Genomic DNA, 14589 nt, shown 5'->3' with positions numbered 1-14589 from the left:
AACACCGCGGTCTGCCCGCTACCGCTCGCGTTCAGCCCCAGCAGCGTGCCGCCTACCACAACGGCTGCCAGCATCCCGAACACGATCAGCCAGATGACGTTCGTAACCCCACTTGGAGGGGCTGCCGAGGACGGACGACGCCACGTCCTCCACGACCGCCTCGCGCTGCCCCGGTGGAATCAGCTCCACCGCCGACTGCACCAGATGCTGCTGTTCGGCGGGATTCTGCACCTTACTCATGCTGTCGATCGCGTCATGCAATTCGACGGACATGTCGACCACTTCCACCCGTGCGGTGTGCTGTATCAGGCTCGCACATCTGCATACGCGAGCTTCCCGAGCTGACGCGCTTGAAACCCGCGAGTCCGGGCAGTCGTGCCTGCCCGGACTCGCGTCGCGCCAAGTCGGTGCACAGGCCGGTCATCGCGCCCTACCGGGCCTCGGCCGCTGTTCCGGGGGACGGTCGATGGGCGGCGGCCCTGGTGAGCGAGTCTCGGACCTCGTCGTCCGAGGTGGGGGCGAAGTCGGCATACCACTCGCCGATCGACGACAACCAGTTCACGCTTCGCACGCAGACCACCTCGTCGGCATCTCGACGCAGCGGCTCGATCAGGTCAGCCGGCGCAACCGGGACCGCCAGGACGACGCGGATCGCGCCCCGGGCGCGAGCTACCTGGCACGCGGCGCGAGCCGTGGCGCCGGTGGCGACGCCGTCATCGACGATGACCGCGATGCGCCCGGCCAGCTCCTCCGCCGGACGGTCCCCGCGCAGCCGCCCGACGCGCCTGGCCAACGCGGCTCGTTCGGACTTCTCGACCTCCGCCAGGTCGCCGGCGCTGACCCAGGCAAGACGTATCACCTGCGGGTTGAGGACACGCACGCCATCCTCACCGATAGCGCCCATGCCGAGTTCGGGCTGCTCCGGGACGCCGAGCTTCCGCACGATGATCACGTCGAGCGGAGCTTGCAGCGCCGCGGCGACCTGATAGGCCACGGGTACCCCACCACGCGGCAGCCCCAGCACCACGATGTCCTGGCCGCGCAGGAAGGACAGCTTCCCGGCGAGCTGCCGGCCCGCGTCGGCACGGTTCTCGAAGACCGAGCCTTCGAAGATCATCGTCCGCCTCCTCGCGAACGCGCGGACGTCCAGCCACGACCCGGGCGGAGCAAGAGACCTGGATCAGGTCGGTGGGAATCGCCGCCAACGCTACGCCGAGGGCGTGGCGTTGGCGGGGTGAGACCTCGAGGCATTGTTCGGGTGCTACCGACACTTAGGCGCTGCCTGCCTTGAGAAGGCACGGGGAGTGCCGCAGGACCTGACGTACGCCGAACTGGCCCGCCAGACCAACCGCTTCGCGAACATGCTCGCCGGTCTGGGCGTCCAACCCGGCGAGCGCGTGTTCTCCCTGCTGGGCCGCTGCCCCGAACTCTACGTCGCGGCGCTGGGCACCCTGAAGTACACCGCGGTGCTGTCGCCGCTGTTCTCGGCCTTCGGGCCGGAGCCGGTGCGGGAGCGGCTCCGGCTCGGCGACGCCGCCGTCCTGGTGACCACGCCGGAGTACTACGAGCAGAAGGTGGCGCCCGTGCGTGCCGACCCGCGACGAAGTGTTCTGGTGCACCGCCGATCCCGGCTGGGTCACCGGCACGTCGCACGGCATCATCGCCCCGCTCGCCCACGGCGCCACGGTGCTGGTCGACGCGGGCGAGTTCGAGGCCGACCGGTGGTACGCCAACCTGGCCGGGCATCGCATCGAGGAGGAGGACTATCCACAGCTCGCGACGCTGGCCAGCACACCGGCGTTCCTCCGCGCGACGCAGACCCGAGACGGCCCAGGATGACCGGCATCGCGGGGGTCAACGTGTCCGGCTGAGCGAGGGCGTGCCGGGCCGCGGGTGATTCGTCCTCGGCGCCCGGGGTACCCCCACCGCGAATGACGCCCAGGCCACGAGCCACCCCGATACGCTGCGGCGCCGCGACCATCCAGTAGGAGGCTGGGGTGTGGGATCAACAAATGTCGAGCGGGCTGAGCGGTCACCTGACCGAGGTGATCGAACGCTCGCACATCGCGCTGGAACACGTCACCAGGGCTCTGTGCGACTCCGGTCCTTCCGCCGCGAGCGCTCTGCCCGACGCCGACAAGGCCCTGTACGCGCTGCGCCAGGCGGTCGAGGATCAGGCGTTGGCGATCGCGGAGACCCGGGTCGTGTCACCCGCGGTCCCTGTGCGCGCGATCATCGTCGCCGCGCAGGTCAACGCCGACGCGGAGTGTGTCGAAGGACTGGCGAGGCGGCTGGCTGAGATCGCCGGGTCACGGCCGGGGCGGCCGGCGGTGCCGGGCGACGTGCAGGCCGTCGTGTGCCGCATGGGTCGGCTCTGTACCGACATGATGGCCACGGCGGGCAGCGCCGGCAGGTCGCCGCGGGCCGATACGGAGGCACGGATCGAGGCGGCCGATGCCGAGGTGCGGCGGCTGCGACAGCGGCTCTGTCGCCTGCTGCTGCACGACCCGGCTCCGGTCGATGTGGATGCCGCGCTGGACACCTCATTGGCGTGCCGGTACTACGCACGCTGTGCTGAGCTCGCGGTGTCCATGACTCGGCACGCGATCCTGGCCGCGGACTCAGGGCAGACCCGCCAGTGAGATCTGGTCGAGGATTCGCTGCCACACTGCGTCGTTGAGGATGTCCCGGTGATGTGTCACCACCGCCTCGGCCTGGGCGGGATCTGTGAGATCGATCGACAGCGCACCGCCGCGGACGAGACGCTTGAGCAGGGCCGTGACGCTCATCGCGTAGGCCGTCGATGCATCGGTGGGCGTCCTGGAGGCCAGGTTGTCGTCGCCGACGACGGTGACGCCGGGCTCCACCACCCGTGTGTCGCCGGGCTGGGCGAGCTCGACCGCGCGGCCGAACGCGCCGGCCGTGGTGTCGACGACGACGGATCCAGGGCGCATGGCCCGGATGCCTCGCGCGGGCACGAGCACGGGCGGCCGCCTGCCCGGGTGCTCGGCGGTGACGATGACGATGTCGCTGCCGCGAACGCTCGCCGCGATGTCCGGGCACGCTGCGGGATGAGCCTCGCAGACGTGGACGACCGCACCCAACCGGCGCGCGGTGGCGGCGGCTTGGTGGCCGGCCGGTCCACGGCCGACGACAAGGACGCGCGCGGGCCGGCCGGTGCCGCTGCCGGGAGCGGGTTCGCAGAGGCAGCGACCGAAGATGTCGGCGGCGGTCACCGCCGCCTGGTAGCCGACGACCCGCTCCTGCGCGCCGAGAAAGTCCATCGGCCCGGCGCGGCCAGAAGTGGGGGGCATCAGGTCGGCGGCGATCGCGGTGAGACCCTGATCGGCCCAGCGGCGGATCAGATCCGGCACGTGCTGCGGTTGCAGGAGGCAGATGAGCGCCTGCCCGGCCCGGAAGCGGTGTGTCGCGGCGACGTTCGGTGGCTGGACACCGATGAGGATGTCAGCCGCGTCGAACACCTCGGCGCGGGGCACCGGCGTGGCCCCGGCCCGGGTGTAGGCGGTGTCGGGGAACCAGGCCTCGCGCCCGGCGCCGGTTTCGACGGCGACCGCGAGCCCGAGGTCGAGGATCGAACGGACGGCCGCAGGCACCACCGCCACGCGCCGTTCGCCCGGCGCGGTTTCGCTGTAGACGCCGACTGTCTGGTGTGCCATGGGAACGCGTTTCGTCGCAGACACAGCGAACGGTACCCCGTCCGTGGATCCGCGGCGATGCGTCACCGGAACCCGAAGGGGGGACCGCAATGCTAGGCGGACGGTGGCAGTTCTGGATCGACCGTGGCGGCACGTTCACCGACATCGTCGCCAGGAGGCCCGGCGACGGCCGGCTGGTGACACGCAAGCTGTTGTCGCACAACCCGGCGCGCTACGCCGACGCGGCGGTCGCCGGAATTCGGGCACTGCTCGGCCTTCCCGATGCGGCACCGATACCCGTGGATCGGATCGAGGCGGTGCGGATGGGGACCACGGTCGCCACGAACGCGCTGCTGGAACGCAGGGGCGAACGCATCGTGCTGGTCATCACCGAAGGCTTCGGTGACGCGCTGCGGATCGGCTACCAGAACCGGCCACGAATCTTCGACCGGCGTATCGTGCCGCCGGAGGCGCTGTACGAGCGCGTGGTCGAGGTGGACGAACGGATGTCGGCCGACGGCACCGTGCTGCGCTCGCCGAATCTCGATCGGCTGGCCGGCGACCTGCAGCGTGTGCATGACAGCGGCATTCACGCGGCCGCCGTGGTCTGCCTGCACAGCCACCTGTACCCGGCCCACGAACGGGACATCGGGAGGCTGGCGGAGCGGATCGGCTTCGGTCAGGTCTCGTGCTCCAGCGAAGTGAGCCCGTTGATGAAGCTGGTGCCGCGTGGCGACACCGCCGTCGTCGACGCGTACCTGTCGCCGGTGCTGCGCCGGTACGTCGAAGCGGTGGCGGAGCAGCTGCACGGTGTACGGCTGATGTTCATGCAGTCCAACGGGGGCCTGGCCGAGGCAGGGCATTTTCGCGGCAAGGACGCGATCCTGTCCGGCCCGGCCGGTGGCATCGTCGGTATGGCGCGCATGTCGCAGCTGGCCGGCTTCGACAAGGTGATCGGCTTCGACATGGGCGGCACCTCCACCGATGTGTCGCACTACGCCGGCGAGTACGAGCGGGTCTTCCACACCCAGATCGCGGGGGTGCGGCTGCGCGCCCCCATGATCGACGTTCACACCGTCGCGGCGGGAGGCGGGTCGGTCCTGCACTTCGACGGCGCCCGCTATCGCGTCGGCCCGGACTCCGCCGGTGCCGACCCGGGACCGGCCTGCTACCGCAACGGCGGGCCGCTCACCGTCACCGACGCCAACGTGATGCTCGGCCGCATCCAGCCTGCGACGTTTCCCCAGGTCTTCGGTCCGGCCGGCGATCAGCCGCTGGATGCCGACGTGGTGCGACGGCGCTTCGCCGACCTGACCGCGGCCATCGCCGGACAGACCGGCGACGAGCGCACGCCGGAGCAGGTCGCGGAGGGGTACCGGCAGATCGCGGTCGCGAAGATGGCCAACGCGGTGAAGCGGATCTCGGTACAGCAGGGCCGTGACGTCACGGGGTACGTGCTCACGACATTCGGGGGCGCCGGCGGGCAGCACGCGTGCTCGGTGGCCGACTCGCTGGGTATCCGCGCCGTGCTCGTGCCGCCGATGGCCGGTGTGCTGTCCGCGCTCGGCATCGGCCTCGCCGACACCACCGCGATGCGTGAACAGTCGGTGGAGAGCCGCCTGGAGCCCGCGGTGATGGGGCGGCTGACCGAAGTCGCGGACGCCCTCGAGGCGGCGGCGCGCTCGCAGCTGCTGGACGAGGACGTGCCGGCCCGGCGGATCCGGGTGCACCGGCGCGTGCACCTGCGCTTCGAGGGCACCGACACCGCGCTGCCGGTCGAGCTCGCCGAGCTGGACACGATGGTTGCGTCGTTCCGGACGGCGTACCGGCGCATGTACGCGTTCCTCATGGACCGGCCGTTGATCGTCGAGGCGGTCTCGCTCGAAGCCGTCGGACTGACCGAACCCCCGGACCTCACCCTGCTAGGTGAGCCCGCCGGCGCGCCGGAACGCGCCGCCGCACGACCGCTCACCACCACCCGCCTGTACACCGGCGGAGTCTGGCGGGAGGTGCCGCTGTACGAGCGGGAGCGCCTGTGTCCCGGCGACACCGTCGGCGGCCCGGCCATCGTGGCCGAGGCGGACGCGACCACAGTGGTGGACGAGGGCTGGCAGGCGGCGGTGACGGAGTTCGGCCACCTGCTCCTGGAACGGGTGCGGCCGAGCGACACGGCATCCGAGGCGACCACCCAGGTCGACCCGGTACTGCTGGAGATCTTCAACAATCTCTTCATGTCGATCGCCGAGCAGATGGGGGCAAGGCTGGAGTCGACCGCGCAGTCGGTGAACATCCGGGAGCGGCTGGACTTCTCGTGCGCGCTGTTCGACCCGGACGGCAATCTCATCGCCAACGCGCCGCACATCCCCGTACACCTCGGCTCGATGGGCGCCAGCGTCAAGGAGGTCATCCGCCGCCGCCCCGGCATGCGGCCCGGCGACGTGTACGCGATCAACGATCCGTACCACGGCGGCACCCATCTGCCCGACCTCACCGTCGTCACCCCCGTCTTCGGCAACGAGCGGACCGAGGTGCTGTTCTACGTCGCCTCCCGGGGCCACCACGCGGAGATCGGCGGACTCACGCCCGGCTCCATGCCCGCCACCAGCCGCGACGTCCACGAGGAGGGCGTGCTGTTCGACACCTGGCCGCTGGTCGAGGACGGCCGGTTCCGCGAAGAGGAGACGCTCCGGCTGCTCACCGAGGCGCCGTACCCGTCCCGGAACCCGGCGACCAACCTTGCCGACCTGCGCGCCCAGATCGCCGCGAACGCCAAGGGTGTCGAAGAGGTGGGGCGGATGATCGACCATTTCGGCCTCGACGTGGTGCACGCGTACATGCGGCACGTCCAGGACAACGCCGAGGAGGCCGTACGGCGCGTCATCGACGCGCTCAGTGACGGCCAGTACCGCTACGAGATGGACTCAGGGGCGACGATCGCGGTACGGGTCGCGGTGGACCACGCCGGCCGCGCCGCGACGATCGACTTCAGCGGCACGTCACCGCAGCTGGCAACGAACTTCAACGCACCCTCGTCGGTGGTCACCGCGGCGGTGCTGTACGTCTTCCGGACGCTGGTCACCGACGAGATCCCGCTCAACGACGGCTGCCTGCGCCCGCTGCGCATCGTGGTGCCCGCCGGTTCGATGCTCGCGCCCGTCTACCCCGCCGCCGTGGTCGCCGGAAACGTGGAGACGTCGCAGGCGATCGTCGGCGCGCTCTACGCCGCGCTCGGCGTCCAGGCCGAAGGGTCGGGGACGATGAACAACGTCAGCTTCGGCAACGACCGGCACCAGTACTACGAGACCATCGCCTCCGGATCCGGCGCCGGTGACGGGTTCGACGGGGCCTCGGTGGTACAGACCCACATGACGAACTCCCGGCTGACCGACCCCGAGGTCCTCGAATGGCGCTTCCCGGTGCTCCTGGACGAGTTCGCCGTCCGGCACGGCAGCGGCGGCGACGGCCGGTGGCGAGGCGGCGACGGCGCCGTGCGCCGCATCCGCTTCCGCGAGCCGATGACCGTCAGCACCCTGTCGGGCCACCGGCGAGTGCCGCCGTACGGCCTGGCCGGCGGCTCGCCCGGCGGGCTCGGCGCCAACCGGGTGGAACGCGCCGACGGCAGTGTCGTCCGCCTCCCCGGCTGCGGCTCTGTCGACGTCCAGCCAGGCGACGTGCTGGTCGTGGAGACACCGGGCGGCGGCGGATACGGTGCCTCGTGAGCGCGCGCGGCCGTCCACGATGCGTCCGGCCGCGATGCGGTCGTGCGACCGGAAGCTCGGCCGGCGCCGAGTAGCCGTTGGCCACCACACATCCCGCACCGAAGTGGTGATTGATCGGGCGACGGCAACGACACGAGCATCGGCCACGAGTCACATCCCGTGGTGACGCCCGCGTTTGCGGCGGCATGGTCGAGACATGGTGACAGTCAAGGAACCGCGTGAGCAGGTGTTCAACGGCACGTTCGACGGCAACGACACCGCGGGCTGGTTCTCCGCCGGCACGGCGCTGACGGCGGCCGACGGAAGGCTGCGGGTGCAGGTGCCCGGCGGCACGCGCCAGCCTTGGGACGTGCTCGTCGGCGAGAACGACATTCGGTTGAGCGCCAATACGCCGTACTCGATCTCGTTCACCGCCTCGGCCAGCCGACCGGTGGCAATCAAGGCTCAGGTCCAGCTCAGCGACCCGCCCTACACGGCGACGTGGTCGCAGGACCTTCAGCTCACCACGAACGCGCAGCAGTACCACTACTCGTTCACCTCCAACCTCGGCACCGAGCGGGGCCAGGTCTCCTTCCAGATCGGCGGGTCCGGCGATCCGTGGACGTTCACCCTCGACGACGTCTCGCTGGTCGGCGGCGAGCCGTGGGAGTGGTACGTCCCGAAGACCGACCCGCCGGTGCGGGTCAACCAGGTCGGCTACCTGCCGGACGGCCCGAAGCACGCCACGGTGGTGACCGACGTACCCGACCCGCAGTCCTGGCAGGTCGTCTCCGGCACGGGCGAGGTCGTGGCGTCCGGCCGGTCGAACCCGCGCGGCCTCGACACGTCGTCCGGGCAGAAGGTGCACACCATCGACTTCACGGCGGTGACCACGCCCGGCGACGGCTACACCCTGCGTGTCGACGGGCAGCAGAGCTTCCCGTTCGTCATCGCCGACTCCGTCCACGAACGGCTGCGCCGCGACGCGTTGCACTTCTTCTACGTGCAGCGCAGCGGCATCGCCATCGACAACGCGCTCGCGCCCGGCTACGCCCGCCCGGCCGGTCACACCGGGGTGCCGCCCAACCAGGGCGATACCAGCGTGCCCTGCCAGCCCGGCGCCGGTGACTACCGGCTGGACGTGCGCGGCGGCTGGTACGACGCCGGCGACCACGGCAAATACGTCGTCAACGGCGGCATCGCCACCGCCCAGCTGCTCAGCCAGTACGAACGCACCAAGACCGCAAAGACCGGCGACCCGGACGCGCTGGGCGACGGCACCCTCGACATCCCCGAGCGGGGCAACAAGGTCCCGGACATCCTCGACGAGGCCCGCTGGGAGCTCGAGTTCATGCTGCGCATGCAGGTTCCGGACGGCAAGCCCAACGCCGGCATGGTCCACCACAAGGTCCACGACCGTGGCTGGACGGGTTTGCCCTGCCTGCCCGACCAGGACCCGCAGATCCGTGAGCTGCACCCGCCATCGACGGCGGCGACCCTCAACCTTGCCGCAACCGCGGCCCAGGCCGCCCGGCTGTTCAAGCCCTTCGACGGCCCGTTCGCCGACCGCTGCCTGGCCGCGGCCCGCACCACGTGGAAGGCCGCCCAGGACCATCCGGCGATGTACGCCCGGCCGGACGACACCGACGGCGGCGGCGCCTACGACGACACCGATGTCCGCGACGAGTTCTACTGGGCCGCCGCCGAGCTGTACATCACGACGGGCGAGCAGCCGTACCTCGACTACCTGCGCTCCCCGCCGTACTGGACCGGTGACGCCTTCCGTAACACCGGGCCCGACTGGAAGTTCGTCGCGCCGCTCGGCCGGATGGATCTCGCCACAGTGCCCAGCAGACTGGCCGACAACGACCGTGACGCCGCCCGCTCCTCGGTGCGTGAGGCCGCCGACCACTATCTGCAGACCATCCGGGATCAGGCCTACGGCGTCCCGATCGGGGACAACGAGTACACTTGGGGCTCTACGAGCGTCATTCTCAACAAGCTCATGGTCATCGCCACCGCATTCGATCTGACCGGCGACCGCCGTTACCGCGACGGCGTCCTCGAAGGCCTCGACTTCATCCTCGGCCGCAACGCGCTCAACAACTCCTACGTGACCGGCTACGGCAGCCGCTGCTCCCAGAACCAGCACAGCCGCATCTACGGTCACCAGCTCGACCCCAGGCTGCCCCGGCCGCCCGCGGGATCCGTCGCCGGCGGGCCCAACCCCGGCTTGGAGGACCCGAAGGCGAAGAAGGTCCTGTTCCACACGCCCAGCGGGGAACACCCCAAACCGCAGTTCTGCTATTTGGACGACATCGAGTCCTGGTCGACCAACGAGCTTGCGATCAACTGGAATGCCGCGCTGTCCTGGATCGCGTCCTTCTCCGCGGGCCAACGCCCGCCGGACAACCACGACGGCCGGGTCCGCATCGGCGACGTGACGGTCAGCCTGGGCGCGAACCATCAGGTCAACGTCGTGGTGCCGGTCGGCTGGTCGCTTCACGTCGAGTCGGCCGCGGCGGGACAATGAGCTCTCCGCCGGAGGTGTCCACCGATGACCGGCTCGGCCGCGACCGGAGCCTCGCCGCGCCCCGCACAACAGCGCCGGATCGGCACGACGACGCCGAGGGGGCGGTTGCGTATCTACCTGGGCGCGGCGCCCGGAGTCGGCAAGACCTACGCCATGCTGGCCGAGGGGCAACGCCGCCGATCGCGGGGAACCGACGTCGTGATCGGGTTCATCGAGCCACATGGCCGCAGGCTCACCGCGGCGATGGCCGATGGGCTGGAGCTGGTGCCCCGGCGTGAGGTCGTGTACCGGGGCGCCCGGCTCACCGAGATGGACCTCGACGCGGTGCTGGCCCGGCACCCGCAGGTCGCGCTCATCGACGAGCTGGCCCACACCAACGCCCCCGGTTGCCGCAACGCCAAGCGGTGGCAGGACGTCGAGGAACTGCTCAACCGCGGCGTCGACGTGGTCACCACGCTCAACATCCAGCATCTGGAGTCCCTGAACGACGTCGTCCGCCAGATCACGGGCATCACCCAGCACGAAACACTGCCGGACTCGGTGGCGCGGCGCGCCGAGCAGGTCGAACTGGTCGACATGACGCCGGAGGCGCTGCGCCGGCGCATGGTGCACGGCAACGTCTACCCGCCGGACCGGATCGAGGCGGCGCTGACCCACTACTTCCGCCCTGGCAACCTCGCCGCCCTGCGCGAACTGGCCCTGCTGTGGGTGGCCGACCGGGTCGAGGAGTGCCTGCAGCGGTATCGCGCCGAGCACGGCATCGCCACAGGCTGGGAGACGCGCGAGCGAATCCTGGTCGCGCTCAGCGGCGGCCGCGAGGGCGAAACGCTCATCCGCCGGGCCGCCCGCATCGCCGAACGCATCCAGGGCGCCGAACTGCTCACGGTCCATGTCATCCCCAGCGGGGGCCTGACGCTGGGCAGCCAACCGGCGCTGGCCGCCCAGCGCGTGCTCGCCGAGTCGCTCGGCGGTCACTACCACCAGGTCGTGGGCGACGATGTCGCGAGGGCGATCCTGCAGTTCGCCCAGGCCGAGAACGCCACGCAGATCGTGCTCGGCGCCAGCCGCACACCGTGGCCGATGTCGGCGCTGACCGGTGAAGGCGTTGGCGCCCGCGTCATCCGCCTGTCGGGGCCGATCGACGTCCACATGGTCACGCACGAGCACGCGGCCGTCGCACCCGGGCTGCGGCTGCCACGCGCGGGCCGAGGGCGGGGTGCCCGGCAGTATCTCGCCGCCGTGGTCCTGTCGGTGCTGCTGCTGTCCGCCGTCACACTCGCCGGGCTGCAAACACGCTTCACGCACTCCAGCGTCCTGCTGGGCTACCTGCTGCCCGTGATCGTCGCGGCGCTGACCGGTGGCCTGTACCCGGCCACGGCAACGGCATTGGCGGCCGCGCTGCTGGCCGACTACTGGTTCATGCCGCCGCAGCACGCGATGCTGCTCACCAGGCCGGACGACATCGCCGCGCTGGTCCTCTTCGTCGCGGTCGCGACGATCCTCGGCTGGGCGATCGACACCGCCACCCGGCAGACCCGCCGCGCCGTACGCGCGTCGGCGGAGGCGGCCGCGCTCAGCTCACTGGCCCGCGCCGCGCTGGGTGAGCCGAACCTGCCGGCCCAGGTGGAGCGAATCCGCCGGCTCTTCGCGCTGGACGCGGTCAGCCTGCTCGGCCGGGAATCGACGAGCACATCGCGGCGGCCCTGGCAGGTGCTCGCATCGGCCGGCGACCGCCCACCGGAACTCCCCGACGAGGCCGACACGAGCGTCCCGGCGGGACAGTCGCTCGCCCTCGCCGGGCGAGGCCGCGTCCTGGGCGACAACGACCAGCGGGTGCTGGTGGCGTGTGCCGCCCAGCTCGCCGCCTGCCGCGACCGCCAGCGGCTTGCCGCGCATGTCGCCAGCGCCGACCAGCAGATCGCCGCTGACCGGGCGCGCACCACGATGCTGCTGGCCACAGAACGGGAACTGCAGGAGCCGCTGACCCTGGTACGCGACACGCTCGACCGCCTCGCCACGGACGACCCGCTCAGCGTCCGGCAGCGACAGGATCGGACCGCGGCCGGGCGCGCCGGCCTCGACCGCATCGCGGGCGTGCTCACCGACCTGCGACACCTCGCACAGGCCAATGCGGGAGCACTGGACATCCACCTGCGCCCCGTCGAACTCGACGAGGTCCTGTCGGTGGCGCTGGAAGACCTCGGCCCGGGAGGCCGCGACATCGCGGTGGACGCCCCCGAAGACATGCCCGACGTCATCGCGGATGCCAACCTGCTCACCCGCGTGATCACCAGCCTCGCCACCGACGTCCTACGCCGCACCCCACGGCCCGCGCAGGCCACGCTGAGCGTGCACGTGCTGCCCGATGGTCTCGCGATCGACGTCACCGGCGACGACCGGCGGCCACCGGCGGTGGACGAACGGCACACCCGGGCAACGCCTCGGACGATCGGCGTCGACGCTGTCCGCAGCATCCCGATGGACACCGCCCGCGCGCTCACCGAGGCCATGGGCGGCACGCTTCGCCACCACGTCGCTCCTGGCGGCGCGCTCACCGTGAGCCTGACCCTGCCCACCGCCGCCACTTCATGACGCCGACGCGGGGCAACCCTGAGTCCCCGCTTGTTCACGGTGCCACGGCCGGCTGCGTTGCTGCCGTCCCAGCGGGTTCGTGCTCGACCCCGGCAGAGGCTGTGTGCACGACGAGCACTGGCAGATGAGCGTGGTGCAACGCGGCCATCGCCACGCTGCCGAGCAGAATCTCACGAACGGCCGAGCGGCCGCGCGACCCGACGACCAGCACGGCCGCCGCGCGCTGCCGGGCGCATCCCGCCAGCGCCGCGGCAACCGAACGTCCGTGCGGTCCCTGCCCGCCGGCCAGCTGCAGCCGCGCCGCCACACGGTTGCCCGCCGGCGGCGAATGTGCTGCCTCGCCGGTGACCTGACCGTCCTGCACCGTCGCCGGCAGCAGCGTCCGGGTCGGAAACAGCCGGCCCGCGGTCGCCAGCGCAGCCTGTGCCCCGGCGGAGCCGTCGTATCCGACGAGCACCGGTCCCTCGGCCAGGGCTGCGAATTCGTCGATCACCAGTGGATACGGGACGACGAGGACCGGCCGGGACGTGTAGTGCACGACCATGTCCGACACGCTGCCCAGCACCGCCCGAGTGCCGCCGAGCCCGCGCGATCCGACCAGGGCGAGATCGGCGTCGACGCGCTCGGCGAGTTCGGCGAACCGGATTCCTTCCCCGCCGTAGCTCGACACGACGAGTGGTTCGGCAGTCCAACCGGCGGCCGTGGCGAGGGTGACACCGACAGCCGCCATCCGGTCGGCCTCCCGTCGGCCCTCCCGCTCGACCGCCTCGACGAACTCGTCGACGCGCTCGGCGCCGGTCCACAGCCGGTCGCGCAAGCTCGTGCTGCCGAACGGCGGCGTCCACAGGTGCGCCACCCACGCATACGCCTGCGGGAACAGCCGAGCACCGGCCTCGATCGCCGCGGTCGCCGCCGGGGAACCGTCGTAGCCGAGGCTGATGCTGGCCGGCATCATCGCCTCCTCGCTGTCCGGCCGGGAACCGGCGTCACGATCGTCACCGCGTCGGGCCCGGCGGGCTGTGCGGCTCGCGAACCACCGCGACCGGGCACGGCGCGTGGTGGAGCATCGCCTGGCTGACCGAACCCAGGTGCAACCCGGGAAATCCACCGTGACCGCGGGCGCCGACAACGAGGAGTTCCGCACCGGCCGCGGCATCGCTGAGGGCCCCGCCGGCCAGTCTCGGCACGACGTTCAGGCGCACGTCGACGTCGGGGTAGTTCTCGCGCCAACCGGCGAGGGACTCGGACACCACCCGCCGTCGCTCCTCGCGCACCTCGTCCTCGTCGTACGCGACCGCGGTGATGCCACCCGCCTCCACCCGAACCGGCAACCAGTATCCGTGAACCGCCGTCAACCCGGTGTCGCGGAACGCGGCCTGCTCGAAGGCGAACCGCAGGGCGTGCTCGGCATCGTGGGAACCGTCGACGCCGACGACGACCCGCCCGGCCTCCGGCCCGTCCGGACGATCGGGACGGCGCACGATCACCACCGGACACTCGGCGTGCGCGGCGAGCTGGACGCCGGTCGAACCGACCAGGAGTGCGGCGAAGCCACCGAGACCCCGGTTGCCGACGACCAACACCGAGGCGTTCCTCGCCGCGTTCAGCAGGGCCGGCACCGGCCGGTCGGCGACGATCTCGGTGGTGATCCGCAGATCGGCCGCGACGTCGCGGGCCTGCACCGACGCACCGGCGACGGTCCGTTCGGCAATCTGCCGGGCTTCCTCCTGGCAGGCGACGGGCACCGCCGGCCCCACCGGTGGGTTGAGGTCCGGCGGCGCCCCACACGCGTGGACCAGGTGCAGGGGGCGGTGCCGCCGGGCCGCGTCGGCGGCTGCCCACCGCACGGCGCGCGCACCGTCGTGGGAGCCGTCGACGCCGACGACGACGGCAGCAGCGGGCATGGATTCGGTGGTCACGACGTTCCCTCCGATCCCTGAGCACCACGCGGGGGGTGCGACAGCCACGCTCTCCATTTCGACGAGACCCACACCCGAGCGCGACAGATTCGCCCGCCGAGGGTGACCGGCGGCGAGGCCCGCCTGCTCCCGGCGCCGCCCCACGATCCGGCCTTGCCAGCACATCACTCAGCGTACGACCGTACGCATCG

The 14589-nt window shown here is 71.4% G+C and carries 10 protein-coding genes and 1 pseudogene; 6 read left to right on the top strand and 5 right to left on the bottom strand.

The window, feature by feature from the left end:
• Window positions 1-18: 18 nt before the first annotated feature.
• Together ABT369_RS05030 and ABT369_RS05025 are read right to left on the bottom strand one after the other, a co-directional pair.
• Complete coding sequence (locus ABT369_RS05030) at window positions 19-288, bottom strand: hypothetical protein (protein ID WP_350610383.1); 270 nt, start codon at window positions 286-288, stop codon at window positions 19-21.
• A 142-nt stretch (window positions 289-430) separates the two neighbouring features.
• The gene (locus ABT369_RS05025; RefSeq protein WP_350610382.1) at window positions 431-1117 is read right to left on the bottom strand and encodes a phosphoribosyltransferase; all 687 of its coding nucleotides are present in this window, start codon (window positions 1115-1117) and stop codon (window positions 431-433) included.
• 244 nt (window positions 1118-1361) lie between these two features.
• On the opposite strand from ABT369_RS05025, the pseudogene ABT369_RS05020 reads away from it, so the two are divergent.
• The 3 genes and pseudogenes from ABT369_RS05020 to ABT369_RS05010 form a co-directional block, all read left to right on the top strand.
• Window positions 1362-1559: pseudogene (locus ABT369_RS05020) on the top strand (AMP-binding protein); the annotation flags it as partial.
• 28 nt (window positions 1560-1587) lie between these two features.
• Window positions 1588-1839 carry a hypothetical protein gene (locus ABT369_RS05015; protein ID WP_350610698.1) on the top strand — a complete coding sequence of 84 codons (252 nt, stop codon included), beginning with the start codon at window positions 1588-1590 and terminating at the stop codon, window positions 1837-1839.
• A 173-nt stretch (window positions 1840-2012) separates the two neighbouring features.
• Window positions 2013-2642, top strand: coding sequence for a phosphate signaling complex PhoU family protein (locus tag ABT369_RS05010; RefSeq protein WP_350610381.1), 630 nt, complete (start codon window positions 2013-2015; stop codon window positions 2640-2642).
• Here the strand turns inward: ABT369_RS05010 and ABT369_RS05005 are convergent.
• A complete protein-coding gene (locus ABT369_RS05005; RefSeq protein ID WP_350610380.1) occupies window positions 2622-3677 on the bottom strand; it encodes a Rossmann-fold NAD(P)-binding domain-containing protein in 1056 nt (351 codons plus the stop codon). The two genes, ABT369_RS05010 and ABT369_RS05005, sit on opposite strands and share 21 nt — an antisense overlap.
• Before the next feature lie 89 nt (window positions 3678-3766).
• Between ABT369_RS05005 and ABT369_RS05000 the strand changes: the two genes are divergently transcribed.
• From ABT369_RS05000 to ABT369_RS04990, 3 genes are all read left to right on the top strand, one after another.
• A complete protein-coding gene (locus tag ABT369_RS05000; RefSeq protein WP_350610379.1) occupies window positions 3767-7375 on the top strand; it encodes a hydantoinase B/oxoprolinase family protein in 3609 nt (1202 codons plus the stop codon).
• Window positions 7376-7571: 196 nt separating this feature from the next.
• Entirely contained in the window at window positions 7572-9887 is a 2316-nt protein-coding gene (locus ABT369_RS04995) for a glycoside hydrolase family 9 protein (protein WP_350610378.1), read from the top strand.
• A 24-nt stretch (window positions 9888-9911) separates the two neighbouring features.
• Window positions 9912-12479, top strand: a complete 2568-nt coding sequence (locus ABT369_RS04990) for a sensor histidine kinase (protein WP_350610377.1) — start codon at window positions 9912-9914, stop codon at window positions 12477-12479.
• Window positions 12480-12513: 34 nt separating this feature from the next.
• On the opposite strand, the gene ABT369_RS04985 is transcribed toward ABT369_RS04990, so the two are convergent.
• Entirely contained in the window at window positions 12514-13434 is a 921-nt protein-coding gene (locus tag ABT369_RS04985) for a universal stress protein (RefSeq protein WP_350610376.1), read from the bottom strand.
• A gap of 40 nt (window positions 13435-13474) precedes the next feature.
• Window positions 13475-14398 carry a universal stress protein gene (locus tag ABT369_RS04980; RefSeq protein ID WP_350610375.1) on the bottom strand — a complete coding sequence of 308 codons (924 nt, stop codon included), beginning with the start codon at window positions 14396-14398 and terminating at the stop codon, window positions 13475-13477.
• Window positions 14399-14589 lie beyond the last annotated feature (191 nt).

It is taken from the genome of Dactylosporangium sp. NPDC000244 (genome assembly GCF_040300725.1).
GTDB lineage: Bacteria > Actinomycetota > Actinomycetes > Mycobacteriales > Micromonosporaceae > Dactylosporangium.
Note: the sequence above shows the minus strand (reverse complement) of the source record. Positions and strands in the feature narration are given on the sequence as shown.

Bases quoted from the DNA above. Each gene is read 5' to 3' on its own strand.
- ABT369_RS05025 (WP_350610382.1), bottom strand. From the start codon at position 1,117: ATGATCTTCGAAGGCTCGGTCTTCGAGAACCGTGCCGACGCGGGCCGG.
- ABT369_RS05010 (WP_350610381.1), top strand. From the start codon at position 2,013: ATGTCGAGCGGGCTGAGCGGTCACCTGACCGAGGTGATCGAACGCTCG.
- ABT369_RS05005 (WP_350610380.1), bottom strand. From the start codon at position 3,677: ATGGCACACCAGACAGTCGGCGTCTACAGCGAAACCGCGCCGGGCGAA.
- ABT369_RS05000 (WP_350610379.1), top strand. From the start codon at position 3,767: ATGCTAGGCGGACGGTGGCAGTTCTGGATCGACCGTGGCGGCACGTTC.
- ABT369_RS04995 (WP_350610378.1), top strand. From the start codon at position 7,572: ATGGTGACAGTCAAGGAACCGCGTGAGCAGGTGTTCAACGGCACGTTC.
- ABT369_RS04990 (WP_350610377.1), top strand. From the start codon at position 9,912: ATGACCGGCTCGGCCGCGACCGGAGCCTCGCCGCGCCCCGCACAACAG.
- ABT369_RS04985 (WP_350610376.1), bottom strand. From the start codon at position 13,434: ATGATGCCGGCCAGCATCAGCCTCGGCTACGACGGTTCCCCGGCGGCG.